Origin of the sequence: Xenorhabdus vietnamensis (assembly GCF_002127535.1) — a bacterium.
Classification (GTDB): domain Bacteria; phylum Pseudomonadota; class Gammaproteobacteria; order Enterobacterales; family Enterobacteriaceae; genus Xenorhabdus; species Xenorhabdus vietnamensis.
Genome location: NZ_MUBJ01000002.1, coordinates 117478 through 142886, shown reverse-complemented (window position 1 = coordinate 142886; position 25409 = coordinate 117478). Strand labels below are relative to the sequence as shown.

Genomic DNA, 25409 nt, shown 5'->3' with positions numbered 1-25409 from the left:
TTAAAACTCAAACTCATAGAGCAAATCTAAAGCTTGATCAATACCAGATACTGCTTCCAGATACAATCTTGGCATAACACGATAACGTAACGTCAGTGTCGCCAAAGAGTCAAAAATGCCAACGCCATACTTCACTTGTAAGTCGTTGGTAATTCTCCCACTGACAACAACCTGAGATTTATTACCTACACCCTGAGTATCCAGGGCCAAATCAGAAACACCAAAAGTTTTCCCAATCTTACCGATTAATTGACCACTCTGGGCAACCCCCAATCCAATCAGCATTGCCGTTATTTGCGAGTTGTCAGAGTCCCCTTTTTCCAAACCTTCACCGCGTAATAAGTAAGATAAGGCTTCCTGTTGTGATTTTACTGGATCAGAAAAGACTTCTACTTTAGGTTTATCTGCCAAGCCCGTGACACGTACACCAGCTATAACTTTGTTTGCTGTCGATTCAGGGTTACGGATAGCTTCAATGTTCAACAATGGCTGCTCTGGTGGGCCAGAGAACAGAATGGTTCCCTTACGAACTTGCAAATCTTGTCCATAAGCATGGAAGCGCCCTTCCGGGATATCAATCTGACCATTCAGCCCCAATCCCTGTTTATCCTGAAGGACTTTCAACACCCCTTTGAGCTGTGCCTTTAAACCAAAGGCATCCAAGTGCACATCATTGCCAATATGAACATTTAAGTTACTTTGAATCAAAATAGATGGTTTTTTCTTCTCTATTGGCTGGAGGTTTTTATCCAACATGACTTCATCAGAAGAAACACCTACCGCTGATTCCGGTAACTCTTGAACCTTAATACGTGCCCATGGGATATTCACATTACCATCGAGTTTCAATAGATTTGGTTTCGCCTCCAACACTAAATCCGGGCTGATATCCACCTTTACCATCGGAGGAACAATGATGCGTAGCTTGTCAGCATTGGCAGCAATTCTGGCGTACCATGCATCTAAATTGCGCCAATCGGCATAACCATTCAGGTTTAGTTGTCCCTTAGGTGTATTAATCATGCCATTTAAATTAGAATTGGTGCCTGCAAACTGAACGGCTAACTGGCCCTGGGTGATATCGAATGGAAGCCAATGGCTACTCATTTTCAAGTCATCAGCTTTAAATAGGCCAAATAACAGAGGGTTCTTAGCATTTCCACCAATACGTAAATTCGCATTTAATCCCCCCTCTGCTTTTTCACCTTTACCCAAAATAGGCTTAATCAGCTTTAAGGACAGTGCTTGAATATCTACATTCCCCGATAATTTTCGGCTGCCTTCTAAATCAGCTACCTGCATATTACCTTTCAACTGTCCATTGCCAGCCAATTTGAATAACCATGACAAATTAGCCCTGCCATTTGTTAACCCTGCATTCAAGGTGAATGTTTCAAAATCAACCGGGAATGTATTACCTTCCACAATCTGACGAACTTGCACACCATCCCCTTGAAGAACAACTTTTGCTTGCGGCAACCCCTGTGCTTCTACCCATCTGATATCAGCATTACCACTGAATACCCCCTTAAGCTGAGTGCTTTTATCAAGGAATGGCTGGATCATGGCTAAATCAAAGCGTTCAAGCGCCACTTGTGCATGGCCGCTGGTTCCCGCTTCAATAGGTTTTGAAATACAAAGATGTGCATTGGGATTAAGCCAGCAATGAGTTCCAACCAAGACTTTTTTCTGTAAATTGAAATAATCTATGGATATCGCTTTGCTTAAACGCCACTCACCGACAGGTGTATCGAAATAAGTATTATTGATGCTGCCTTTCCAGCGCTCTTTTTGGCGATCAAAGCTGCCATTGAGTGCCAACTGGCCTGATACCGGAGCACCCTCGATTTTCAGTTGTAAATCATGTTTCCTTTCTGTGCCCTTAGCGTTGAGTATCAAATTCTTGATAGTTAAATCTGCCTGTTTCAATTGATGTACAACAATCGATAACTGGCCTTGAATCTGTTCAGCCGAGCGCACATCCCCCTTAATAGTGGCGCTATCCACTCTTAAATCATCCTGCCAGCGTACCCTATGCGCGTTCAAATCAGCCACAATCTGTGGGGCTTTCATGTTGCCACGCAGTTTGATATTACCAGCAATAAAGCCAGCTAAGCCCGGAAGTAAACCGTCTAATTGCGGCGCATTAATTTCACCATCGAGTTTCCACGCTTCATCCGTAAGCCGGCCTTGTACACTTAAGGTATTACGTCCAACTACAAGATCGAGTTGAGGAATATCCCACTGACCCGCCGCATTACCTGATGCCTTGCCATATGCTTTAACTACATTTTGTTTCACATGACCATCAAGAGCAATCTTGGGGATCTGTAGCTGCCAGCTTCCGCCATACAGGCTGCCACGAACTGCTATTTTACCATCCATCTTGGCAGGCCATTCTGGCCATTGTTTGGCTGTATTAATGCCATCCAAAACGAGATTGGTATTCCAACTAATGGCCTTACTCCAATCAATTACGCCTGAAATATCTGCTTTACCCTGCAATGCAGCCAAACGCAAACGTGTTAATTTAAGCAATTCTTCATTGCCTTTCGCATCCAACGTCAGCAATGCAGGGGGAAGATCATTGCCCTTAATATCAGAACGAAAAGAAAGGTCGTAACTACTAGCCTGACCATTCAAACGCAATTTGACACCATCAAGCTGATATTCTGGCTTACCTTTCAATGGCCATTGTAATTGGCGGCTTTCTAATGTCAGACGCACAGGCAAATCTGCTTTTGCCAATTCAGTCTGAGCATCCAGACTGGCGGCGACAGGGCCAGAAAGATTCAATACAAGATCAAGCTGCTGCAATAACGCACCTTTTAGCGTTAAATCAATTTTTTGCCCTTTCAAGTCGTCCAGATTTACATCATTTAAATTATCTACATTTCCCGTAGCCACTAAGTTGACTGGCCATTGTTCAGAGAGTTTTACTATCCCCTGTATCGCCAGTGAGCCTTCAGGTGCCTGTAGATTCAACGTTTTTATATTGACCACCTGCCCCTGATTTCTGGCCTGTAGTTGCAAATCATTAATCTTGATGTCGGTATCACCCGTTAAATGAAGATGCCGGCCATGGATACCTTCCACGGTGATATCAAGAGGAATGGGAATATTGGGTAGCTCCGTTAATAGAGGTTTGGCAAACAGCGCCTTCAATGTTTCACCCAATGATTTCTCAGTTTCAGACTGCTGCTTATCCTTTGATTTTGTTTTTTGGACTGTCCCGATTTTTTCAGATGAACTCTTTGGTAATGCCACCAACAATTTATTAATTGCTGTGGGTTTTAATATCAGCTGCTTTTCCTGCCACTGCGCCCCAGTTTTAAACTCATCCAATGTAATGGCGATACCATCTACCTTCACATGAACGTTCTTCAAGGAAAGCAAGTCCAGTGAGATAGGATACGGTGTTTGCAATTCAGTCAATGGTTCCGATTTAGAAGGGGGTGCCGACGGTGGAAGTTCAGCAGTATTCACCGAAATGGCCACACCTTCAGTCGTCAATGCGTTGACACACACCTGACTGTGTTTCAGGCAGGAAAGCCGCATAGAGAGATATAAATTATCAGCATTAACGTTAACTCCCGGCATCTCATATTTCACGCCCTTTAGCGTCAAATTGCGCCAGCCACCACTAACATTGGCAATATCCAATCCGGGCACCCAACGTACCGCGCTTTTAATCACAAAATGCAAGCCAGTTTGTGTACCGACCAGCCCCACAACGGTTATCAATAACAGGCCAACAATCAGCAGGAAAGCAATGCTAACCCTTTTTGCCCACTTCATAGCTCAGCCCCTAAGCCGATGTAAAATTCAACATTATGACTATTTGGATCTCCGATCGGAGTCGCCAAATCAAATTTTATCGGCCCAACAGGTGAAGCCCAGCGCACACCAATTCCCGCACCTGTTTTGAAATTACTCCTCTTAATATCATCCACAGCTTCACCCGAATCTACAAATAAGGCACTCCACCAATTACCATAAATATTGTATTGATACTCCAACGAACCAACCGCCAACTTTGATGCCCCTATTAATTTACCTTCACTATCTGTCGGTGAAATTTTCTGGTATTTATACCCTCGGATACTGCGATCTCCTCCGGCAAAGAAGCGAAGATCTGGTGGCACTTTGTCGAATTCATTAGTTTCTATCCAGCCCAAATCTGCCCGCACTACAAAGCGATGATTCTCCTGATAAGTTCTAACCCAGACGTGATGAGCCTGTAACACAAAAAAATCAACATTGGACTGCCAGGCTGTATCAGAAATATCAATCGAGTAACGCTGGCTGTCTCCCCAATAAGGCATAGTACCGCCACGTTGGCGAATACGGCTGACACTTACTCCCGGATAAAGCAACATAGTAGTGTTTGTTACGTTGGCCTGCGTAAAGTGGCTAAGACTCCAGCGGAGATTAACGCCATACTGCCAGCCCGTAAAACGATCCCAGTTACGGGAAAGGTTCAAAGTTGCCGTATCCGCAATGGTATCGTTAATATCTTTACGTTTATAACCCGTTTGTAGTTGATAATATTCTTCAAGAGGGTTGACCTTAAGCGGCATTTTATATGAGCCATCAATTAATTGTTCTCGTGCAGAAAGGTTAAGGTTAGTACTCAGACTATGCCCACTGGAATTAAGCCACGGTTTTTTCCATTTAACCTGAACATGAGGCCCAACATCTGTCGCATAACCGCCACCCAATTCGACATAATTGGCAGAGCGAGGGACCAAAGATGCATCCAATGGCAATATCTTATCCTTGCTCTCACGCCCCACTTTAAAATCAGGCACAACAACCACAGAGTTAAACCATCCAGTGTTTACCAGGCGGCGGTTAAATTCAGCTAATTGTTCTGAGGTATAGTATTCACCTTGTTTGAAAGGAATCAGGTTATCCAAATAAGTTTCACTAATTTGCGATCTGTGGAATGCCACAGGGCCAAAGCGATAACGTTGCCCGCTATCAAAATCAAAACCCCAGATAGATTCGTGCAGCTCTTTTGATACTCCCAACTCACTTTTCTTCATCACCGCATCAAAATAGCCTTTCTTAACAGCTAAATTAGTCAATGCGCTTTTAAAATCTTCATATTCAGCGTGATTAAGTATCGTCCCTTTTTTGGGCATATTTTTTTTGATAAGGACGGCATAATCTTTATCTGTTTTAGCACCACCTTCCAAACCAACATTGACTTCAGCGACTTTCACAGGTTCGCCAAGCGTTACTTTTGCTGTTAAAACAGGACGGGCGGGAGGTGTATTCTCTTGATAGGTAAATGTAACGGAGGGAGCATAATATCCCAATGGACGAAGCCCTTTTTGTATCGCTTTCTCCACCCTAGCTCGAAAACGTCCATCAGGAGCAACTTCATCAGTGCTGATATTTGAAAGTTGTACTCTGGCATTTTTTTCTAATTCGCCAGAAAGCCCTTCTATTTTTAACCGTAAATTTGCACTATAAGCCGACGGAGTGATGATAGATACAAAAAGCGCACATATGAGGGGATATCGTGACACTCGGACTCCTAATATTTATCTATCTGTAGGGTAAAACCCAACAATATAAAAATGCTGCAATAAATTAATTCTGGTAAAGTTTTAAAGATATACAAGCAACACATAATCATAAAATTCGTGAATAACAGGAGAGAATCTTGCCAAATTCAGTCAATGAAAGCCAACATGTTTCTTCACAGGATGTCCTATCTGGTAGGGCCATCCCATTGACCGTATCACCCTACCATGTCATCACAAAGCATGCGATAAATAATATCCCAGAAAACATGGAAATAGCCTATGTAGGAATGGGATGTTTCTGGGGCGTTGAACGCCTTTTCTGGCAACAGGAAGGCATTTACACCACCTCAGTGGGGTACAGTGGTGGCACTACGCCAAATCCAACTTATGAAGAAGTCTGCACTGGCTTAACTGGTCATGCAGAAATAGTCAGGATCGTATTTGATCCAACCAAAATTACTTATTCACAATTACTCACTCTGTTCTGGGAAAATCACGATCCAGCCCAAGGCATGCGCCAGCATGGTGATATCGGTACCCAGTACCGTTCTGCTCTTTACACGGTTTCACCACAACAGTATGAACAGGCAATTGCCAGCCGCAATCAATACCAGCAAACAATGGAAAAAAATAGCGATCAACGCACTATCACAACGGAGATTAGCGAAACTGGGCCATTCTATTTTGCGGAAGATTATCATCAGCAATATCTCCATAAAAATCCTGAAGGATATTGTGGATTAGGTGGTATTGGGATTTGCTTCCCACCAACGAACAAAAACTAGCCGATTTAGTGAGCCCAATGTTATAATCATTGGGCTAAACTTATTGATCTTGCAGCACCTAGCCGTAATACTTTTTATTTGTATAATTTTTCATCTCGCCTCCAGTGCTATTCAAATAAAACCTACCCTATTACTGGAGATAAAACACGGATACTTTATGTTAAACAGTTTATTAGTAATACTTTTACTTTGTGCTATTAGCGCATTTTTTTCGTTATCAGAAATTTCTCTGGCTGCTTCAAGAAGAATAAAATTAAAAATGATGGCCGATGAAGGGAACCTCAATGCTGCCCATGTCCTTAAGCTGCAAGAAACTCCCGGTATGTTCTTTACTGTGGTTCAAATCGGCCTAAATGCCGTAGCAATCCTTGCGGGGGTAATGGGAGAATCCGCCTTTTCACCCGCATTGAAGGTGCTGTTTATAAAATTCATGCGACCAGAATGGGCAGATCAACTGGGATTCATCTGCTCTTTTACTATCGTTACCAGTACCTTTATCCTGCTTGCTGATTTAACCCCTAAACGCATTGGCATGATTAAGCCCGAAGCCGTTGCCGTGAGAATTGTCAATCCAATGCGTTTCTGTCTGGCAATTTGCCGTCCTCTGGTTTGGTTGTTCAATGGTCTGGCCGACTGTATCCTCAAAATCTTTAAGATCCCGATGGAACGCAATGAAGATATCACATCTGACGATATTTACGCTGTCGTTGAAGCGGGAGCCATTGCTGGTGTACTCCGCAAACAAGAACATGAGTTAATTGAAAATGTTTTCGAACTGGAGTCTCGCACAGTCCCTTCAGCCATGACTTCCCGTGAAAGTATTGTGTATTTTGACAAGAATGAAGATGAAAACAGCATCAAAGAAAAAATCTCCACTCATCCTCACTCAAAATTCCTTGTTTGTGATGGTGACATTGACCATGTTATCGGTTATGTGGACTCAAAAGATTTGCTCAACAATGTCTTGAATGGACAAAACCTCAACCTGAAAGATGGTGTCCAAATCCGCAACGCCTTGATGATCCCTGACACGCTTTCACTCTCTGATACACTGGAAAGTTTCAAAGCCGCTGGAGAAGACTTCGCTATTATTCTCAATGAATATGCCTTGGTAATGGGTGTCATCACTCTTAATGACGTCATGACTACCTTAATGGGAGACTTAGTCGGGCAGGGCCAAGAAGAACAAATCGTTATACGGGATGAAAATTCGTGGCTGGTTGAAGGCGGCACACCAATTGAAGACGTCATGCGGGTTCTGGACATTGATGATTTCCCAGACTCCAGTAATTATGAAACTATCGCGGGCTTTATGATGTTCCGCCTGAGAAAAATTCCAAAACGCACGGATTATGTGAAATTCAGTGGCTATAAATTTGAAGTGGTCGATATCGATAATTATAAAATCGATCAATTGTTGGTGACAAAAGTTGTCGATACTCACGCGCAATCCAATCCTTCCAACAATGAGCAACCGAATGAAGCATAAACATAACGAGGACAAGATCAAAAAACGGCCGTCAGGCCGTTTATTACACTAATGGTATGTATGCTATTGTTCTTATTACACCCTCATCAGTAATGGATAGTCATCAGTAATGGATAGTTGAAAAACCTCATCCCATTTCGGTCTGTAAGCGTAATACTTGCTGATTAACTTCACTCATTACATGGAAATGACGTTTATCTTTTATCCTCGGAAGTAAAATCTTTCCATAATTAAATTCAAAAGCGCCCATGTCCTTAATATATAAACGCCCACGAAATAGAGTTTTTACGTAGAGAGCAATTTTCAGTGGGTTATAATGTCGAAAGATTTTCATCTCTGTTTTTTTTCCTCCCATGCTTCTTACGGTACTGTTCTATTCTTCTATTGCATCACATAATCACTGAGTCAGAAGACACATCACTGTGATGCAAAATGTATAGACTACATATATAGAAATTTGTTCCCCTGAAGATCAAGATTCAATCACTAATTTTATGTAACTTAATGATATTAGTGAGCATTAAGTTATATACTTCATCTTGTTTACTTATATCTTATCCTGAATGTTATCAAATTGTTTATTTTATTGAGGACAGACCAGCTAACAAGCGCTATGCTGAATAAGGTGTTCCTTGATAACATGCCACACCATGATAAATGAGGTATAAAGATGATAAAAAACATTGTGTTATCTGCAATATTGAGTTTAACGTCAATATTTGCATTCGCCCATAACATCACATTAGAACAACAAGTTCCCGCGGTCAGTGTGACAGACAAAGGTGAGCTGTTACTAAAAAACGGTAAATTCAGCTACCAAAATTGGAGCAACACTGAACTGCCGGGTAAGGTAAGAACGATCCAGCACATTGCCGGTCGTAGCGCCGCAAAAGAGATGAACGATCCCTTGATTCAAGCATTGAAAAATGCTGATTTACCCAAGGATAAATATCAAACAACCACCATCGTGAATACCGATGATGCTATTTTTGGCACCAGCATTTTTGTTCGCAATAGTCTTGAGGACAGCAAAAAACAGTTTCCATGGTCACAATTTATTGTAGACAGTAACGGACTGGCTAAAAAGGCTTGGGGACTGGAACCTAAAAGTTCTGCAATCATTGTGCTGGATAAAAACGGCAACGTGAAATTTGTCAAAGATGGCAAGTTAAGTAAAGAAGAAATCACGCATGTCATCAGCCTGATCAAAGGCGAATTGAAAAAATAACCTAAAAATACCTCTGATTTTTAATCGCGGTAATTCTAATAATCGTACAGTGATAATGGTTCTCCCACTGTGAACCATTATCACTTTAATATCAAAAAATGCTGACTCTGAATCCTGGATTCAGAAAAGATTCACGTGGTGTATAATTTAGTGTTTTCCCTTCCCAATCCGTTACGTGCGCCCCCGCAGCAATAGCAATGGCATGGCCGGCACCAGTATCCCAGATGTTGGTCGGCCCAAAGCGCGGGTAAAGTTGAGCCTTTCCCTCTGCAACCATGCAGAACTTGAGTGAAGATCCGGCCGAAAGTATATCGTGCACACCCAACTGGGAAAGATAATCTTTTAACTCCTCATCATCCCTGTGAGAACGACTGACTACCACGATTGGAGGCTTCGCCGACATCACTTTGATAGGAAGTGTCTGACCATTGATCTCTTTCCATGCCTGACGCCCCTGCCCTGAATACAAAACATTCTGCACAGGAACATAGACAACGCCCATCACAGGCACACCATTTTCTACCAGTGCGATATTGACGGTAAACTCACCATTTCGGCGAATAAATTCTTTCGTACCATCTAACGGATCAACCAGCCAATAGCGCTGCCAGTTTTTCCGTTCCTCCCATGTAGGAGGATCTTCTTCTGATAACAACGGGATATCAGGCGTAATACGTAACAATCCCGCTTGGATGATCTTATGAGCGGCAATATCCGCGACAGTAACAGGCGAATCATCCATTTTATGCTCTACTTGCAATGGTTGTTCAGCCTGATAAACCTCCATGATCGCCGCGCCTGCTTCCCGTGCCAATTGGCAGATCTGTTGTAGCATCATACACCTCTGCGTTCATTGTTCAGCTACCCCTTCATACTTTCAAATTGCAATTTTTTGGCTGTACTGCAAATTGAAATCTATTTTGGGTATACCATTTTAAGATACATTTTTAGCGCATTTTTTACTGGAATAGCGAATACTTTATTCCTCTATGATTCCCAAATACGCGTAAAAAAATAGCCGGCTAACCGGCTATTTGCTTAATTATCAATACAATTGCAGAGCAATAGAATTACAAGATTTCCAGTAATTCTACTTCGAAGATCAATGTGCTGTAAGGAGGAATGGACGCACCTGCACCACGCTCACCATAAGCCAGATTGTGAGGGATATAGAGTTCCCATTTAGAACCTACTGGCATCAAAGTCAACGCTTCAATCCAACCAGGAATCACTCCGCTGACAGGAAATTCTGCTGGTGTACCGCGCTGTACTGAACTATCAAATACAGTGCCATCAATCAGGCGACCAGTATAGTGAACACTAACACGGTCGGTACGGGCAGGGATAGCTCCATCACCTTGTGTCAGGACAGAAAATTGCAGACCAGATTCAGTGCTGCTCACGCCTTCACGCTGAACATTTTCCGCCAAGAATTTTTTGCCTTCTTCTGCCATCACCTGCTGACGTTCACGACGAACGCTATCAGCACGTTCATGTATCTCACGTAGCGCACGATGCAATTCTTCTACAGGAATAGCAGGAGCCCGGCTTTCTAATGCATCACATAACCCTGCCAACAGAGCTTCTGGTTCCAACCCTTGTAAGCCAGATTCCTGTAATTGTTGCCCAACCTGCAAGCCAATACCGTAACTCGCACGTGCTTCAATAGACTCAAAAGAAGGTTTTGTCATGAAAATACCTGTTATTAAATAAATGAAGGCTCAAGCATAACAGCACTGCCTAGATGGGTAAACGCGTGAAGGGGATCAATAATAATGTAAAACACCAATTATTGATGTATAACTACTGCCACGTCCTGATATTTAAGGCGTGTTTCGGAGGCATAAAAAAACGCTGGCATTGCCAGCGTTTTTTATCGTCACATATTCTTCAGCTAATCAGAGATTAAGCTTCTGGAACGATGTTAACGTTCAACTGTGCGAATACATCGCTGTGTACTTGGAAGTGAACTTCGTGCTCACCAACAGTACGCAGAACACCGTTAGACAGGCGAACTTCGCTCTTAGATACTTCAACGCCAGCAGCAGTAACTGCATCAGCGATATCACGAGTACCGATAGAACCGAACAGTTTACCTTCGTCACCCGCTTTAGAAGCGATGGTGATAGCGCCCAGTGCATTGATTTTCTCTGCACGAGCTTGCGCTGCTGCCAGAACGTCAGACAGTTTAGCTTCCAGCTCAGCACGGCGAGCTTCGAAGAATTCGATGTTTTTCTTAGTTGCAGGAACAGCTTTGCCCTGTGGTACTAAGAAGTTACGGGCATAACCCGCTTTAACGTTAACTTGGTCACCCAGGCTACCCAGGTTCGCTACTTTATCAAGCAGAATAACTTGCATTACCTTATCCTCTCAAAGTCGTTAATGGACTGAGCCTATTACTGATGGCGATCAGTGTAAGGCAACAGGGACAGGTAGCGTGCACGCTTGATAGCACGAGCGAGCTGACGCTGGTATTTTGCACGAGTGCCAGTAATACGGCTTGGTACAATTTTACCGCTTTCGGTAATGTAGTTTTTCAGCGTAGCAATATCTTTATAATCGATCTCTTGTACGCCTTCCGCGGTGAAGCGGCAGAACTTGCGACGACGGAAATAACGTGCCATTTGGCTAGTCTCCAGAATCTATCAATTCAATCTGCTCGGCATGAAGAACCAGTTTGCTAAGACCATTACGCCCATAATGGGAATTAATGAACCCTGAAACGGCTATTCGGCTGCCGACCGTTATACTGTGAGTATGTTCCTGTAACAACTGTCCGCTGGCAATGACGGGCATTCTGCACCATGACTGCCTGCTGAATCCGGCTTCCTGTTGCTGTGAACGATGTTCAAGCACAAACTGACAATGTGGAATACCAGATGGACTGACTCTTCGTATCGGTGCCTTGCACACTGTGCCAGAGAGCACCAAACGATTGGTTGTCACGGTAATTACTCTTCAGAATCCCCAGCTTCATCAGCATCATCAACCAAGTCTTCTTCCAAGACCAGATCACGGCTGCGACGTTCGTCTTTAGCCTTAACCATTGGTGATGCTTCAGTTACTGCGTGCTTAACGCGCATAACCATGCTGCGGATAACGGCGTCGTTGAAGCGGAAGTTAGTTTCCAGCTCATCAATCGCTTCTTGTGGCGCTTCAACGTTCAACAGAACGTAGTGAGCCTTATGCAGTTTGTTGATTGGGTAAGCCAGTTGACGACGACCCCAGTCTTCCAGACGATGAATCTGACCTTGCGCGTTAGTGATAGTCGCACTGTAACGCTCGATCATGCCCGGAACCTGTTCGCTTTGGTCAGGATGGACCATAAAAACGATTTCGTAATGACGCATTAGCATTGCTCCTTACGGATTATTCAGCCTCCTGTCAGGGTCAGCCGTGGCCCATGGAGGCAAGGAACGTGTTTAGTTACGGCTGAAAAATTGACGCGTCACTATACCCATACAATATAAAAAATTCAAGGTACAGATAGCGAAAAACGCCTTTATTCTTCTGTTGATTTTAAGTTATTCAAATTAAGTCATTCAATGCAGATAAAGAATTACTGAGCACTTCTCTGGCGCACAATTTCAAACAAGCATATCCCTGTTGCAACCGATACGTTCAAAGAAGAAACAGAACCGGCCATCGGAATACTAATCAATTCATCACAATGCTCGCGAGTTAATCGGCGCATTCCTTCACCTTCCGCTCCCATTACCAAGGCCATCGGGCCAGTCAGCTTACTCTCGTATAAAGCATGTGTAGCTTCACCGGCAGTTCCGACAATCCAGATATTATGTTCTTGCAGTAAACGCAATGTCCGGGCAAGGTTAGTAACACGGATCAACGGAACACTTTCTGCTGCGCCACAGGCCACTTTTTTGGCTGTCGCATTCAATTGTGCGGAACGATCGCGGGGAACAATAACCGCATTCACCCCTGCAGCATCCGCTGTACGCAAGCAAGCCCCTAGATTATGTGGATCGGTAACACCATCCAGTACCAGCAGGAATGGGCGATCCAACCGGGATAACAGATCCGGCAAGTCATTTTCCTGATACTGACGCCCCGGTTTGACTCGTGCAATGATTCCTTGATGGACCGCACCTTCCGTTTGGGCATCCAGCCATTGGCGATTGGCAATTTGTACTGCAATGCCGATACTTTCCAATTCCTGCAACAGTGGTGTTAAACGGCGATCTTCACGCCCTTTCAACACATAAACTTCCATGAAACGTTGTGGATCGCGCTCCAGCAAGGCTTTAACGGCATGGATACCGTAGATAATTTCACTCATGACTGACTGATACCTAACTTACTGATATCTTATAAGATACCGAAAAATAGCGGGCGGTAGAATCCGCCCTGATTTACGATAGTATGGACTAACTTTTACGGGCTAATTTTTACCGACCATTATTCTGTGCTTTTTTTCGCACGCTTTGTCTTCAATTTTTCCGTAATTTTCTTAGTCTTGCTTGACAGTTTTTTCTTTTTGCCTTGCTTAGAATTACCCGGCTTAGGCTTTTCCGCACTTTTCTTTTTACGAAAGGTGTTATCTGGCTCAAAATTGGCTGATTTTTTATGATCACGGCCTTTTTTACCATTTTTACGCTCTGGCGTACCTTTTTTTGCCTTATCACGAACAGTTTTACCCTGATTGCGTGCTTTACGGGTCGTTGAAAGCAAGGCAAAATCGATATTGCGCTCATCCATGTGAACCGCTTCCACACGGATCTCTACCTCATCACCAAGACGATAAGTTTGCCCGGAAGATTCACCAATCAAACGCTGACCAACATTATCATATCGGTAATAATCGTTATCCAACGTCGAAACATGCACTAAGCCATCAATGAACAAATCATTTAAGCGAACAAAAAAACCAAAGCCTGTTACGCTGGTAATCAATCCGGTGAAGACATTACCTACCTGATCTTGCATAAAATCACATTTCAGCCAGTCTGCCACATCCCTTGTCGCTTCATCAGCACGACGCTCGGTCATGGAGCAATGGTCACCCAATTGCAACATGTGTTCCATGTCGTTGTGCCAACCCCCAGTTGGCGTCCAGCGATGCTCCGCAGCACTATCTTTTTGTACTGGCTCTTTTTGTACCAGCTCTTCTTGTGCCAACAAATACTTGATAGCCCGATGCAGAGCCAAATCAGGATAACGGCGGATTGGCGAAGTAAAGTGAGAGTAAGAGCGCAATGCCAAACCAAAGTGTCCCCGGTTTTCCGGTTCGTAAATCGCCTGCTTCATGGAACGCAACAACATGGTTTGCAGTAATTCGCGATCCGGCCTGTCGGCAACTTCTTTCATCAATTGCGCATAATCTTTCGGATCTGGCGTCATGCCCCCCAACAAGCTCAACCCTAACTCGTTGAAAACCGAACGCAGGTTCAGAATACTTTCTTCTTTTGGTCGATCATGGATACGATATAACGCAGGTTCGTGATGTTTTTCAACAAAGCGAGCGGCCGCAATATTCGCCAAAATCATACACTCTTCGATAAGTTTATGCGCATCGTTACGTACAACAGGCTCAATGCGCTCGATACGACGCTCAGCATTAAAGATGAACTTGGCTTCTTCAGATTCAAACGAAATGGCCCCGCGCTGTTCACGTGCCTGCTCCAGTGCCTGATAAAGCTCATGCAGATGCTCAATATGCTTCACCAGCGGCTTGTAGTGATCACGCAACTCTTGATCGCCCTGCAAAATCTTCCAAACTTTTGTATAAGTCAAACGGGCATGTGAATTCATCACCGCCTCGTAAAACTTGTAGGAAGACAATTTGCCCTGAGCAGAAATGGTCATTTCGCAGACCATACATAGGCGATCAACTTCCGGATTGAGGGAGCACAATCCATTGGACAGCACTTCCGGCAGCATAGGTACGACTTGGGACGGAAAGTAGACAGAGTTACCACGGCTGCGTGCTTCTGCATCCAAAGCCGTTTGCGGGCGAACATAGTAACTGACATCTGCAATCGCTACCCACAACCGCCAACCACCGCCATGTTTTCTTTCGCAAAAAACCGCATCATCAAAATCACGGGCATCTTCACCATCAATCGTCACCAACGGCAAATCACGTAAATCTACACGGCCCTGTTTGGCAGATTCCGGCACATTTTCATCCAAATCAGCGACCTGCTTTTCTACCATTGGCGGCCAGCTATGTGGAATTTCATGGGTGCGCAGCGCGATCTCGACCGCCATGTTCGTTCCCATGTTTTCACCCAACACTTCAACAATTTTACCGATGGCTTTCGTGCGACGGGTCGGGCGGTTGGTTAATTCAACCACCACGACATTACCCATTCTCGCCCCGCAGATTGCTTCTTTTGGGATAAGGATATCAAAACACAGACGGCTATCATCAGGAACGACAAAACCCATGCCAGCGTCTATAAAGTACCGGCCAACAATCTGGCTGCATTTGGGTTCCAAAACCCGCACGATGCGTACTTCAATGCGGCCTTTTCTGTCTGGTCGCAAAGGCTGCGCCAGTATAACATCCCCATGGATCGCCATTTTCATCTGTTCGGCGGACAGGTAAAAATCTTCTTTGTGGCCTTCCGCACGCAGGAAACCATAGCCATCACGATGTCCAATCACCGTGCCTTTCAATAAATCCAACCGATCTGGCAATGCATAACATTGGCGGCGGGTAAAAACCAACTGTCCATCACGTTCCATTGCCCGCAAACGGCGGCGCAATGCTTCTTGTGCATCTGGAGTGGTTAACTGAAGTTCTTGTGCTAATTCCTGACGGCTTACCGGAATGGTGTGTTTAGAAATGATATCCAAGATGTATTCACGGCTTGGGATAGGAGATTCGTATTTTTCAGCCTCTCGTTCCTGAAAAGGATCTTTTGACATCGTCATTCCTCTGTTGTCATCAGCAAGCTGTTTATCCCCTTGCTTCACTTAGCCAAAAGCAATTGATAAAGGGGACGATTATCTTTGACCATATCGGCCAAAGTATGTTTATCCAACTCTTCCAAAAAATTTTCTACCGCTTGATTCAAGACTGATTTTAAGCGACATGCAGGCGTGATTTGACAGGCACTACAGTTGACCAATGAAAGTGGCTCCAAGGAGCGAACTACATCACCAATTCTGATCTCGTTGGCAGGTTTACCTAAACTGATGCCGCCATTTTTTCCTCTGACAGCATTCACCAATCCTAAATGACTAAGTTGATTGATGATCTTTACCATATGATTACGTGAGACACCATAAACTTCAGTGACCTCTGTAATGCTCGTCATTTGGCCTTCAGGTAAAGAAGCCATATAAATCAAAGCACGTAATCCATAATCGGTAAAACTGGTTAACTGCACACTCACCTCTGGGAGATTGAATATAACGGAATTTATTTGGAACCAAAAAATGTATGTTTATTGGTTTTCGTTAGTTGTTCATCATTATGTGGGTATTTTAAGAATTAAGCAAAACAGGAGACTCGCTTATTTATCTCTTATTACTTTGTTCTAATAACTAAAAAAATAAAAATACCTCAGACAAACCGAAGAAACTCCCTAAAAACAAAAACCGGGCATTAAGCCCGGTTATGTATACTTAAAAGATTAACTATCTATTAAGCATCAAATGGATCACGCAGGATCATGGTTTCTGCACGATCTGGGCCTGTAGAAATAATATCAACAGGAACGCCCGTCAGCTCTTCTACACGTTTGATGTAGTTCAATGCTGCTTGTGGCAATTGGCTGTGATCTTTCACGCCAAAAGTGCTTTCATCCCAACCTGGCAGGGTTTCATAGACTGCTTCAAGACCTTCCCAGTTTTCTGCTGCCAATGGAGTTGTGTCAATGACAGAGCCATCAGCCTGACGGTAGCCAATGCAGATCTTCACTTCTTTCAGGCCATCCAGTACATCCAGTTTGGTCATGCAGAAGCCAGACAGAGAGTTGATTTGGATTGCGCGGCGGATAGCAATGATATCCAACCAGCCAGTACGACGGCTACGGCCTGTAGTCGCCCCAAATTCCTGACCTTTCTGACGCAGGTATTCACCTGTTTCATCAAATAACTCAGTTGGGAATGGACCTGCACCTACACGGGTAGAGTAAGCTTTGATGATCCCCAGTACATAATCAACATAACGTGGACCCAGACCGGAACCCGTTGCAACACCGCCCGCGGTGGTATTGGAAGAAGTCACATAAGGATAAGTACCGTGGTCAATATCCAGCAAAGTACCCTGAGCACCTTCGAACATCACAAGCTCACCTTTCTGAGTTGCTTTGTAAAGCAGGTCAGAAACGTCAACTACCATGCCAGTCAGAATATCGGCAACAGCCAAAATGTCATCCAATGTTTTCTGGTAATCAACGGCGGGTTCTTTATAGTAGTTAACCAACTGGAAATTGTGGTAATCGATGATTTCTTTCAGTTTGATAGCAAAATCTTCTTTATCAAACAGATCGCCGACACGCAGACCACGACGTGCGACTTTGTCTTCATATGCAGGGCCGATACCACGGCCTGTTGTACCAATCGCCTTGGCACCACGCGCTTTTTCGCGGGCGTTATCCAATGCAACATGGTAAGGCAGGATCAGCGGACAAGCTTCAGAAATAAGCAAGCGCTCACGTACAGGAACCCCACGTGATTCAAGCTCTTTCATTTCTTTCATCAAAGCATCTGGTGCTAAAACGACCCCATTTGCGATAATGCTAATGACATTTTCACGTAAGATCCCAGATGGGATTAAGTGGAGAACGGTTTTTTCACCGTTGATGACTAGTGTATGGCCCGCGTTGTGGCCCCCTTGATAACGAACTACGTACTTAGCTCGTTCAGTCAGCAAGTCGACGATTTTACCCTTGCCCTCGTCACCCCATTGGGTGCCCAATACGACAACGTTCTTACCCATTTCAAAAGTTCACTCGGTTGCTTAAAAATGGATTCTACCATCTCATTTAGCACCTTTCAGTATTTTTTGTCACTTCTGTTATTTCGTTTCGTTATATAAATGGTCTGCTAAGTAAGCATTGGTAATGATGACGGAAACAAAAAGCCACTGTATGTTTTTTACAGTGGCCTGATAAACAGCCAGATATAACAGCCGCATTAATGATTTTTTGTCAATGACAGTAATTGCAGTTTATCTGCTAATCGACTTAGTCATTCGCATGACGGAGCTGCTTAGATGGCTCTTTCATATAACGGAAGAAATCGTTATCTGGACTGAGTACCATCACATCATTATTTTTGAAGCTCTTCTCGTAAGCACGCAAGCTACGGATAAATGAGTAGAACTCAGGATCCTGATTGAACGCATCAGCAAATAGTTTAGTGGCTTCTGCATCACCTTCACCACGTAAAGCCAATGCCTGACTTTGTGCTTCTGCCCTAATTTCAGTTGCTTTTTTATCTGCAGTAGCTTTGATCTTCTCAGCTTCTTCCAAGCCTTCTGAACGCAGAAGACGAGCCTCTGCTTCACGGTCAGCACTCATACGCTGGTAAATGGATTCTGAAATTTCCTGTGGCAGGTTGATCTGTTTGATACGAACGTCAACAACCTCAATACCTAACGCAGCCATGCTGCTTGGGTTAATGTCTGGTTGCTTGCTTTTCGTCTCTTTTTCAACCAAAGCAGCAGCAGATGCGATCTCACTATCGGCATCCGTTGTCCCACCTTCTTCATAAGTTCCCTGATTCAGGGCATTGCGCACATCTGTAGTTAAAGTACCGCGAGAATCAGTCACAATGCCTTTTACATTAAGACGACCAATTTCAGAACGCAAACGGTCACTGAATTTACGTCTCAGCAACATTTCTGCTCGAGAAATATCACCGTTACCTGTTGCCAGATAGTAACGACTGAAATCATTAATGCGCCACTTCAAGTAGGAGTCAACGATTAGGTCTTTATTTTCACGTGTCAAGAAACGGTCAGCCTTGATATCCATAGTTTGAATACGGGCATCAAGTGTTTTGACTGTTTCCACAAACGGAATTTTAAAATGTAGGCCCGGATCATAAATGACCGGTTTATTCTCTGCGTCACGTACAACTTTACTAAAACGCAGTACAATGCCACGCTCGCCTTCTTTCACAATAAAGATTGATGAATAGAGAACAACCAATACCGCGATAATCGCAACAATTAATGAATTACGCATAATTATGGTCTCCCTACTCTAATCGTATCACCACTCGAGTTATCGCTACTGTTATAAGTATTCGATTCCGGTCGTTGTGTTGATTGACTTTGATGAATCACCTTCTTGACCGCCGCGTTAGTGGATGCTTTTTGCTGCATTTGCACCTGATCATTCACTGCTTGATCTAATGGCAACAACAGCACGTTGTTACTCTTCTCGTTTGCAATGATTTTACGTGTATTGCTCAACACACGCTCCATCGTCTCAATATACAGACGTTCGCGAGTAATCTCTGGGGCTGCCTTATATTCAGGCAAGATTTTGGCAAAACTCGCCACTTCACCCTTAGCATTCAATACTGAGCTAACTTTATAAGCTCTGGAATCTTCAATAATACGCTGTGCTTCACCGCTCGCTTTAGGTAGTACTTCGTTTTCGTAAGCACGGGCTTCACGAATGGTTTGCTGCTTTTGTTCGCGTGCGGCAATTACATCATCGAACGCAACCTTAACTGCTTCTGGCGGACGAGCAGTCTGGAAGTTTACATCGACCACCGTAATACCCATATTGTATGGACGGATAGTTTCTTCCAGTACCTTCTGAGTATCGTTACGAACAACAGTACGCCCTTCCGTCAGATTTGTTTCCATTGAGTGTTTGCCAACAACACCGCGGACAGCACTGTCTGTAGCTTGACGAAGACTATTATCGGGGCTGGTAACATTGAAGAGATAAGCTACCGGATCAGTAACACGGTATTGAACGTTCATTTCAGCTACTACAACGTTTTCATCCGAAGTCAGCATGGCACCAGATGTTGCCAGATCGCGAACAGACTCAACGTTAACGGCTTGCACTTGATCGATAAACGTCATTTTCCAGTTCAAGCCAGGCTGAACAAGGTGACTGAATTTACCCAATCGAGTAACCACGCCGCGTTCTGTTTCTTTAATCGTATAGAAACCACTAACAACCCAGACAACAACCGCAGCAGCGACGGCAAGGCCAATAAGACGCCCGCCAAATTTTGGGTTCTGTGCAGAACCATTTCCACCTTTGTTTCCACCGAAACCACCGAGTTTTTCACTCAGTTTTCGGAACAAATCGTCGAGATCAGTTGCCCCACGCTTTCGACCACCTTTATTGTTGCCGCCGGAGTTGCCGCCATTATTATCGCTGCTTCCCCACGGGTCGCGGTCCTGTCCGTTATTACCGGGCTGATTCCACGCCATGTTTTAGCTCCACTTTTTAGTTTTTACTGGTTTTTCAGAGGTGACTGCTCTCCACCCGGATGGGTGAGGCTTCCCACGTCACAGGCCGTTGCCTAGCCCTGCCAGGTCTGACAGCGGCCTCAGTGGGCAGAAACGACGAACTTCATCGTTTTTGTAAGCAACCAATATAATTGGGTGATATCTCTGACAGTGCTAATCCTGTCACTGCAATTCTGGCACAGTCATTTCACCACCGCCATTTCATCTCTGCTACTTCATGACTATATGTCACTCTGAAACGGCGGATAAAATGATACCTTGTTTGTCGTCTTGCGCCAATAAATCAGACAACATAGTCTGGTAAATTAGGTTCTTGTTTGCACAAGCGACGCCAATCGACCATCGGCATTCTAACTTCAACGCCAACCAGACCATTTTCTTCCATCCATTCACGTTCAATGGCTTGAAGCTGATAAAAACGGCTGCGCAGACGCCCTGCTTCAGGTGGAAGATGCAATTTATAATGTGCTATTTCACCTGAAAGGCGCTCGGTTAACGCTTGCAACAACAGGGAAATACCTTCACCGGTTTGTGCAGATAACCACACTCTGACCGGACGATTTTCTTCATCACGGTCAATGCGGGGAATAAAATCATCCAACATATCGATTTTATTCATCACCAGTAACGAAGGGATCTCATGAGATTCAATCTCTTCAAGGACACTGTCAACAGCAATGATATTTTCATCCAGACGATTATCTGCCGCATCAACAACATGCAGCAACAACTTTGCCTGTCGGGTTTCCTGCAAAGTTGCCTTGAACGCAGCCACCAGATCATGGGGCAAATGGCGGATAAAACCTACTGTATCAGCCAAAACAACAGTGCCTACATCATCCACGTCTATTCGGCGCAATGTCGGGTCTAGAGTAGCAAAAAGCTGATCGGCCGCATAAACTTCAGCTGAAGTTATTGTATTAAATAAACTGGATTTCCCCGCATTGGTGTAACCGACAAGAGAGACCGTCGGGATATCAGCTTTATTGCGTGCTTGGCGCCCCTGTTCGCGCTGTTTTTCAACTTTGTTGAGACGCCCCAAAATCTGTTTGATTTTGTCACGCAGCATACGGCGATCGCTTTCTAACTGGGTTTCTCCAGGCCCACGTAACCCGATTCCCCCTTTTTGGCGTTCAAGGTGAGTCCAGCCCCGAATCAAGCGGGTGGACAGGTGACGTAATTGTGCCAATTCAACTTGTAACTTACCTTCGTGCGTTCTTGCTCGCTGGGCAAAAATATCCAGAATCACTCCCGTACGATCAACGACACGGCATTGGCACAAGCGTTCAAGATTACGTTCCTGAGCAGGGCTGAGGGCATGGTTAAACAACACCACATCTGCGCCGCTGTTTTTGACAGCTTCAGCAATTTCCTCTGCCTTGCCTTCTCCGACAAAATATTTCGGATGAGGCGCCTTCCGGCTTCCCGTTACAATCTGCACAGGAGAAACACCTGCGGAAGTCACCAATGACTCAAATTCACTGAGATTTTCCGTATCTTTTTCCTGTGAGAAGAAAACATGCACCAGAACAGCTAACTCTCCGCCTTCATAACGATCAAACAACGGTGCAACCCCTCAGGCCAACTAAAACCCAATAAGAAAAAACATAGGTAAAGTCTCCCTACCTATGTTTTTGTTTACGTCAGGCACGGTCACTGATTTACTCAGCGCCATCACTTTCCTGTTGTGCTGCTGGGTTAGTGCCAGCATGGTAATTTCCAACTCCAGTCGGCGCATTCTGGTTATTACCATGATGAGAAACCGGACGGGAAGGCACAACTGTCGAGATGGCATGTTTATAAACCATCTGGCTGACTGTGTTTTTCAGTAAAATGACAAATTGGTCAAAAGATTCAATCTGACCCTGTAATTTGATGCCATTGACCAAATAAATAGAAACCGGAACCCTTTCACGCCGTAAAGCATTCAGGAATGGATCTTGCAAAGATTGCCCCTTAGCCATTCTATATTTTCCTTCATTTTGTTTGTTTTTAACTAAGAACCGATTGGTTCGAAAAAGTAACTACTCAAAAATGATACTTTGTACTAATCAATTGTACACAATCAATGAATTTATGTACTAATAACCTTCATGACTGTATTTAGGGATTGTTTAGGTTGATCGCTATCCAACCAGGTCACATTGCCCCAACTTCTGAGCCACGTGATCTGACGCTTCGCCAATTGACGTGTCGCACAGATACCACGATAAACCATCTCATCATGAGATATTTCGCCCGCAAGATAAGACCACATTTGACGATAACCAACACAACGAATGGAGGGTAAATCTGTATGTAAATCCTTACGAGCATAAAGTGCTTTCACTTCATCTTCAAACCCTGATTTAATCATTTGCTCAAAGCGATCCGCGATGCGCTGATGTAAAATTTCACGTTTTGCTGGCGCGATCGCAAATTGATGAACCCGATAAGGCAGCCCTTCCCCAGACGTTTCAGTCAATTCAGTTAGAGTTTTACCCGAAATCTGGAAAACTTCCAGTGCACGAGTAAGACGTTGTGGATCATTAGGGTGGATTCTTGCAGCAGAAACCGGATCAATTTCCTGTAATTGCCGATGCAATGCATCCCACCCAAGTTCCGCAGCCTGCTGCTCAATCTGAGTTCTAACTGCTTGATTCGCAGAAGGCAAAGGAGATAATCCGTCCAACAATGCTTTGAAATATAGCATGGTTCCACCAACTAAGAGTGGAATTCTCCCAGCCGCCGTAATTTCTGCCATTTCTTGCAACGCATCACGGCGAAAATCAGCAGCAGAATAAACTTCCGCTGGATCAAGAATATCAATCAAACGATGAGGTGCCAGTGTCTGCTCTTCTGCGGAGGGTTTTGCTGTCCCAATATCCATTCCACGATAAATCAACGCAGAATCAACGCTGATTAATTCAACCGGAAGGTGCTGACGCAAAGCGATCGATAATGCCGTTTTCCCGGAGGCCGTCGGCCCTATGATAAAAATGGCTGTCGGCAAATGTTGAGTTTTTAAATCACTCATGATTAAGAAGAGCCACCACTGCTTGTAAATCAATTAACTGTAATAACCCACCCGGTGGCGATCCCACCAGCTGAGGGCAAAGGCGTTCAACATCAGCCAAAAGCTGGACGGCTTGTGCGATGTTCCACGTTTCATGCTCACCACTCACGTGACGAGAAAGCCAAATGGCAACCTGTTCAACGGAAATATCTGACTGTTCCCCAAGATAGTCCAACAGCTCTGGCAAGAGCTTCGGCAGGTTCTGTTGACGCAAAGGCAACGATACCGCATGAATAGTTACTTTTCCATGTGCGACTGTTGATTCAATGCCAAAAGTCTTTAATAGGTCACTATTCTGCTTCAAAACACTCATTTCTGACTGATTGAGAGCAAGTTTTAACGGGATCAATAATGGCTGGGATTTTAACCCCTGTTCCCCTGGGGTCAATTGTGCCTGTTTCAGCCAGCGTTCAGCCACTGATAGAGAAAGCAACCCAATTCCCAATGAGGATTCGATCAAGGTATAGCAGCCTGAGTAAATGCACAATACTTTTCCAAAACTGTATTTTCCCTGCCCCGCTTGCACCGCTGTAGCGGGAACAGGTACTGGGTTGGAAATCGACGCATTTTCCTGCTCATTTTTCTCTGGAAATAACGGGCGTTTTTTTTCCGGTGAAAATTGCATCAGATTTTGGTACAATTCACCCTGATTTTTTTGGTAACTTTCCCCATGATGCCTTTGCGGTATGCTACTTCCTGAATATTGATGTTCTTCGGATATCAGCTTTCCTTTATTATGGTTTTTACTGCCATCATGATGTCGTGAAGATACTGAATCCGCCTGAACCACACGATTGCGGAGAAAATGGTTTTCTCCCGCAGAAGGACGGTTTTCCGGAACCCAGCTCGCCGCTGTTTCCTGACAACCAGTCTCCAACTCATCTCCCGTGCCGCGCTGTTTGAGTACCGCAACCACCCCTTGGTAAATAAAATCATGAACCAAGCGAGCCTGATGGAAACGTACTTCATGTTTGGCTGGATGGACATTGACATCCACTTGGTGCGGATCGATTTCGAGATACAAAACATAAGCAGGCTGTTGCTCACCCTGAAGCAAGTCTTGATAAGCTTGACGAATTGCATGATTAATCAGGCGATCCCGCATCATACGCCCATTGACATAGCAATATTGAATATCGCTTACTGCCGTGGCTTTCACAGGATCAGCAACCCAACCTTTAATGGACAACGAATCATGCTGCCATGACAGCGCCAATGCCTGCTGTACAAAAGCTGCCCCACAAATGGCTGATAAGCGTTTCTCATGCTGGGACTCATCTTTAGCAGGACGATACTGGCGAACCAATTTTCCATTGTGATTCAGGTTAATGGCGATATCTAACCGCGCCAGAGCTATTCGGCGCACCACTTCATCAATATGACCAAATTCCGTTTTTTCCGTTCTCAGAAATTTTCGGCGGGCGGGGGTGTTATAAAACAAATCCAACACTTCGACTGTTGTTCCTACAGGATGAGCGGCAGGTTTCACCGTGACTTCCATATCACGGCCTTCAGCATAAGATTGCCATGCTTCTGTCTGGCTTTCAGGGCGGGAAGTTAATGTCAGCCTTGAAACCGAGCTGATACTAGCCAGAGCCTCCCCACGAAATCCCATACTGACAATCGCTTCCAAATCATCCAATGAAGCTATTTTACTGGTTGCATGTCGTGCCAGTGCTAAAGTCAGATCCTGCTGAGTGATTCCACAGCCATTATCGCGAATCCGAATCAGCTTCGCTCCCCCTCGTTCAATATCAATATCAATGCGGGTTGCACCGGCATCAAGGCTATTTTCCACTAATTCTTTCACTACAGAAGCTGGGCGTTCAACTACTTCACCAGCAGCGATCTGGTTTGCCAATTGTGGGGGTAATATCTTGATAGCCATATTTGACCTTA

22 protein-coding genes are annotated in these 25409 nt (G+C 44.4%); 3 read left to right on the top strand and 19 right to left on the bottom strand.

Going from position 1 to position 25409, the window contains the following annotated elements:
- Together tamB and tamA are read right to left on the bottom strand one after the other, a co-directional pair.
- Positions 1-3798, bottom strand: a complete 3798-nt coding sequence (gene tamB, locus Xvie_RS02760) for an autotransporter assembly complex protein TamB (protein ID WP_086107852.1) — start codon at positions 3796-3798, stop codon at positions 1-3.
- On the bottom strand, positions 3795-5537 hold the full coding sequence (gene tamA, locus Xvie_RS02755) for an autotransporter assembly complex protein TamA (RefSeq protein ID WP_086107851.1): 1743 nt from the start codon (positions 5535-5537) through the stop codon (positions 3795-3797). The genes tamB and tamA overlap by 4 nt, the downstream gene beginning before the upstream one ends.
- Positions 5538-5674: 137 nt before the next feature.
- On the opposite strand from tamA, the gene msrA reads away from it, so the two are divergent.
- A complete protein-coding gene (gene msrA / locus Xvie_RS02750; protein WP_086107850.1) occupies positions 5675-6322 on the top strand; it encodes a peptide-methionine (S)-S-oxide reductase MsrA in 648 nt (215 codons plus the stop codon).
- 157 nt (positions 6323-6479) lie between these two features.
- Positions 6480-7811, top strand: coding sequence for a polyamine export protein PaeA (gene paeA / locus Xvie_RS02745; RefSeq protein ID WP_086107849.1), 1332 nt, complete (start codon positions 6480-6482; stop codon positions 7809-7811).
- Between the two features lie 127 nt (positions 7812-7938).
- Here the strand turns inward: paeA and Xvie_RS02740 are convergent, their stop codons facing one another.
- On the bottom strand, positions 7939-8145 hold the full coding sequence (locus Xvie_RS02740; protein WP_086108065.1) for a DUF1107 domain-containing protein: 207 nt from the start codon (positions 8143-8145) through the stop codon (positions 7939-7941).
- Between the two features lie 336 nt (positions 8146-8481).
- Here Xvie_RS02740 and Xvie_RS02735 point away from each other — a divergent pair, with 336 nt between their 5' ends.
- Positions 8482-9039, top strand: coding sequence for a YtfJ family protein (locus Xvie_RS02735; RefSeq protein WP_086107848.1), 558 nt, complete (start codon positions 8482-8484; stop codon positions 9037-9039).
- 91 nt (positions 9040-9130) lie between these two features.
- Here Xvie_RS02735 and cysQ read toward each other — a convergent pair whose 3' ends face one another.
- From cysQ to mutL, 16 genes are all read right to left on the bottom strand, one after another.
- Positions 9131-9874, bottom strand: coding sequence for a 3'(2'),5'-bisphosphate nucleotidase CysQ (gene cysQ, locus Xvie_RS02730; protein ID WP_086108064.1), 744 nt, complete (start codon positions 9872-9874; stop codon positions 9131-9133).
- Between the two features lie 235 nt (positions 9875-10109).
- A complete protein-coding gene (bamJ, locus tag Xvie_RS02725) occupies positions 10110-10730 on the bottom strand; it encodes a BamJ family beta-barrel-assembly machinery protein (RefSeq protein WP_086107847.1) in 621 nt (206 codons plus the stop codon).
- Between the two features lie 214 nt (positions 10731-10944).
- A complete protein-coding gene (gene rplI, locus Xvie_RS02720) occupies positions 10945-11397 on the bottom strand; it encodes a 50S ribosomal protein L9 (RefSeq protein ID WP_086107846.1) in 453 nt (150 codons plus the stop codon).
- Positions 11398-11435: 38 nt separating this feature from the next.
- Positions 11436-11663 (bottom strand): 30S ribosomal protein S18, encoded by a 228-nt coding sequence (gene rpsR, locus Xvie_RS02715; protein WP_000135199.1) that lies wholly within the window; start codon positions 11661-11663, stop codon positions 11436-11438.
- Positions 11664-11667: 4 nt separating this feature from the next.
- Positions 11668-11985 (bottom strand): primosomal replication protein N, encoded by a 318-nt coding sequence (priB, locus tag Xvie_RS02710; RefSeq protein ID WP_086107845.1) that lies wholly within the window; start codon positions 11983-11985, stop codon positions 11668-11670.
- Between the two features lie 5 nt (positions 11986-11990).
- Entirely contained in the window at positions 11991-12389 is a 399-nt protein-coding gene (gene rpsF, locus Xvie_RS02705; RefSeq protein WP_086107844.1) for a 30S ribosomal protein S6, read from the bottom strand.
- Positions 12390-12598: 209 nt separating this feature from the next.
- Complete coding sequence (rlmB, locus tag Xvie_RS02700) at positions 12599-13336, bottom strand: 23S rRNA (guanosine(2251)-2'-O)-methyltransferase RlmB (protein WP_086107843.1); 738 nt, start codon at positions 13334-13336, stop codon at positions 12599-12601.
- A 119-nt stretch (positions 13337-13455) separates the two neighbouring features.
- Positions 13456-15930: a ribonuclease R gene (gene rnr, locus Xvie_RS02695; RefSeq protein ID WP_086107842.1), complete on the bottom strand. Its 2475-nt coding sequence runs from the start codon at positions 15928-15930 to the stop codon at positions 13456-13458.
- 44 nt (positions 15931-15974) lie between these two features.
- Positions 15975-16394 (bottom strand): nitric oxide-sensing transcriptional repressor NsrR, encoded by a 420-nt coding sequence (gene nsrR / locus Xvie_RS02690; RefSeq protein ID WP_086107841.1) that lies wholly within the window; start codon positions 16392-16394, stop codon positions 15975-15977.
- Positions 16395-16651: 257 nt separating this feature from the next.
- Positions 16652-17950, bottom strand: a complete 1299-nt coding sequence (locus Xvie_RS02685) for an adenylosuccinate synthase (RefSeq protein ID WP_086107840.1) — start codon at positions 17948-17950, stop codon at positions 16652-16654.
- Positions 17951-18197: 247 nt separating this feature from the next.
- Positions 18198-19202: a protease modulator HflC gene (gene hflC / locus Xvie_RS02680; RefSeq protein WP_086107839.1), complete on the bottom strand. Its 1005-nt coding sequence runs from the start codon at positions 19200-19202 to the stop codon at positions 18198-18200.
- Positions 19203-19204: 2 nt separating this feature from the next.
- The gene (gene hflK, locus Xvie_RS02675) at positions 19205-20416 is read right to left on the bottom strand and encodes an FtsH protease activity modulator HflK (protein WP_086107838.1); all 1212 of its coding nucleotides are present in this window, start codon (positions 20414-20416) and stop codon (positions 19205-19207) included.
- Between the two features lie 322 nt (positions 20417-20738).
- A complete protein-coding gene (hflX, locus tag Xvie_RS02670; RefSeq protein WP_086107837.1) occupies positions 20739-22019 on the bottom strand; it encodes a ribosome rescue GTPase HflX in 1281 nt (426 codons plus the stop codon).
- 97 nt (positions 22020-22116) lie between these two features.
- On the bottom strand, positions 22117-22419 hold the full coding sequence (gene hfq, locus Xvie_RS02665; protein ID WP_086107836.1) for an RNA chaperone Hfq: 303 nt from the start codon (positions 22417-22419) through the stop codon (positions 22117-22119).
- A 110-nt stretch (positions 22420-22529) separates the two neighbouring features.
- Positions 22530-23471 carry a tRNA (adenosine(37)-N6)-dimethylallyltransferase MiaA gene (gene miaA, locus Xvie_RS02660; protein ID WP_086107835.1) on the bottom strand — a complete coding sequence of 314 codons (942 nt, stop codon included), beginning with the start codon at positions 23469-23471 and terminating at the stop codon, positions 22530-22532.
- On the bottom strand, positions 23464-25398 hold the full coding sequence (gene mutL, locus Xvie_RS02655; protein ID WP_086107834.1) for a DNA mismatch repair endonuclease MutL: 1935 nt from the start codon (positions 25396-25398) through the stop codon (positions 23464-23466). The genes miaA and mutL overlap by 8 nt, the downstream gene beginning before the upstream one ends.
- Positions 25399-25409 lie beyond the last annotated feature (11 nt).

Coding starts and splice junctions, on each gene's coding strand:
- tamB (WP_086107852.1), bottom strand. CDS start 3,798: ATGAAGTGGGCAAAAAGGGTTAGCATTGCTTTCCTGCTGATTGTTGGC.
- paeA (WP_086107849.1), top strand. CDS start 6,480: ATGTTAAACAGTTTATTAGTAATACTTTTACTTTGTGCTATTAGCGCA.
- Xvie_RS02740 (WP_086108065.1), bottom strand. CDS start 8,145: ATGAAAATCTTTCGACATTATAACCCACTGAAAATTGCTCTCTACGTA.
- Xvie_RS02735 (WP_086107848.1), top strand. CDS start 8,482: ATGATAAAAAACATTGTGTTATCTGCAATATTGAGTTTAACGTCAATA.
- cysQ (WP_086108064.1), bottom strand. CDS start 9,874: ATGCTACAACAGATCTGCCAATTGGCACGGGAAGCAGGCGCGGCGATC.
- bamJ (WP_086107847.1), bottom strand. CDS start 10,730: ATGACAAAACCTTCTTTTGAGTCTATTGAAGCACGTGCGAGTTACGGT.
- rplI (WP_086107846.1), bottom strand. CDS start 11,397: ATGCAAGTTATTCTGCTTGATAAAGTAGCGAACCTGGGTAGCCTGGGT.
- rpsR (WP_000135199.1), bottom strand. CDS start 11,663: ATGGCACGTTATTTCCGTCGTCGCAAGTTCTGCCGCTTCACCGCGGAA.
- rpsF (WP_086107844.1), bottom strand. CDS start 12,389: ATGCGTCATTACGAAATCGTTTTTATGGTCCATCCTGACCAAAGCGAA.
- rlmB (WP_086107843.1), bottom strand. CDS start 13,336: ATGAGTGAAATTATCTACGGTATCCATGCCGTTAAAGCCTTGCTGGAG.
- rnr (WP_086107842.1), bottom strand. CDS start 15,930: ATGTCAAAAGATCCTTTTCAGGAACGAGAGGCTGAAAAATACGAATCT.
- Xvie_RS02685 (WP_086107840.1), bottom strand. CDS start 17,950: ATGGGTAAGAACGTTGTCGTATTGGGCACCCAATGGGGTGACGAGGGC.
- hflC (WP_086107839.1), bottom strand. CDS start 19,202: ATGCGTAATTCATTAATTGTTGCGATTATCGCGGTATTGGTTGTTCTC.
- hflK (WP_086107838.1), bottom strand. CDS start 20,416: ATGGCGTGGAATCAGCCCGGTAATAACGGACAGGACCGCGACCCGTGG.
- hfq (WP_086107836.1), bottom strand. CDS start 22,419: ATGGCTAAGGGGCAATCTTTGCAAGATCCATTCCTGAATGCTTTACGG.
- miaA (WP_086107835.1), bottom strand. CDS start 23,471: ATGAGTGATTTAAAAACTCAACATTTGCCGACAGCCATTTTTATCATA.
- mutL (WP_086107834.1), bottom strand. CDS start 25,398: ATGGCTATCAAGATATTACCCCCACAATTGGCAAACCAGATCGCTGCT.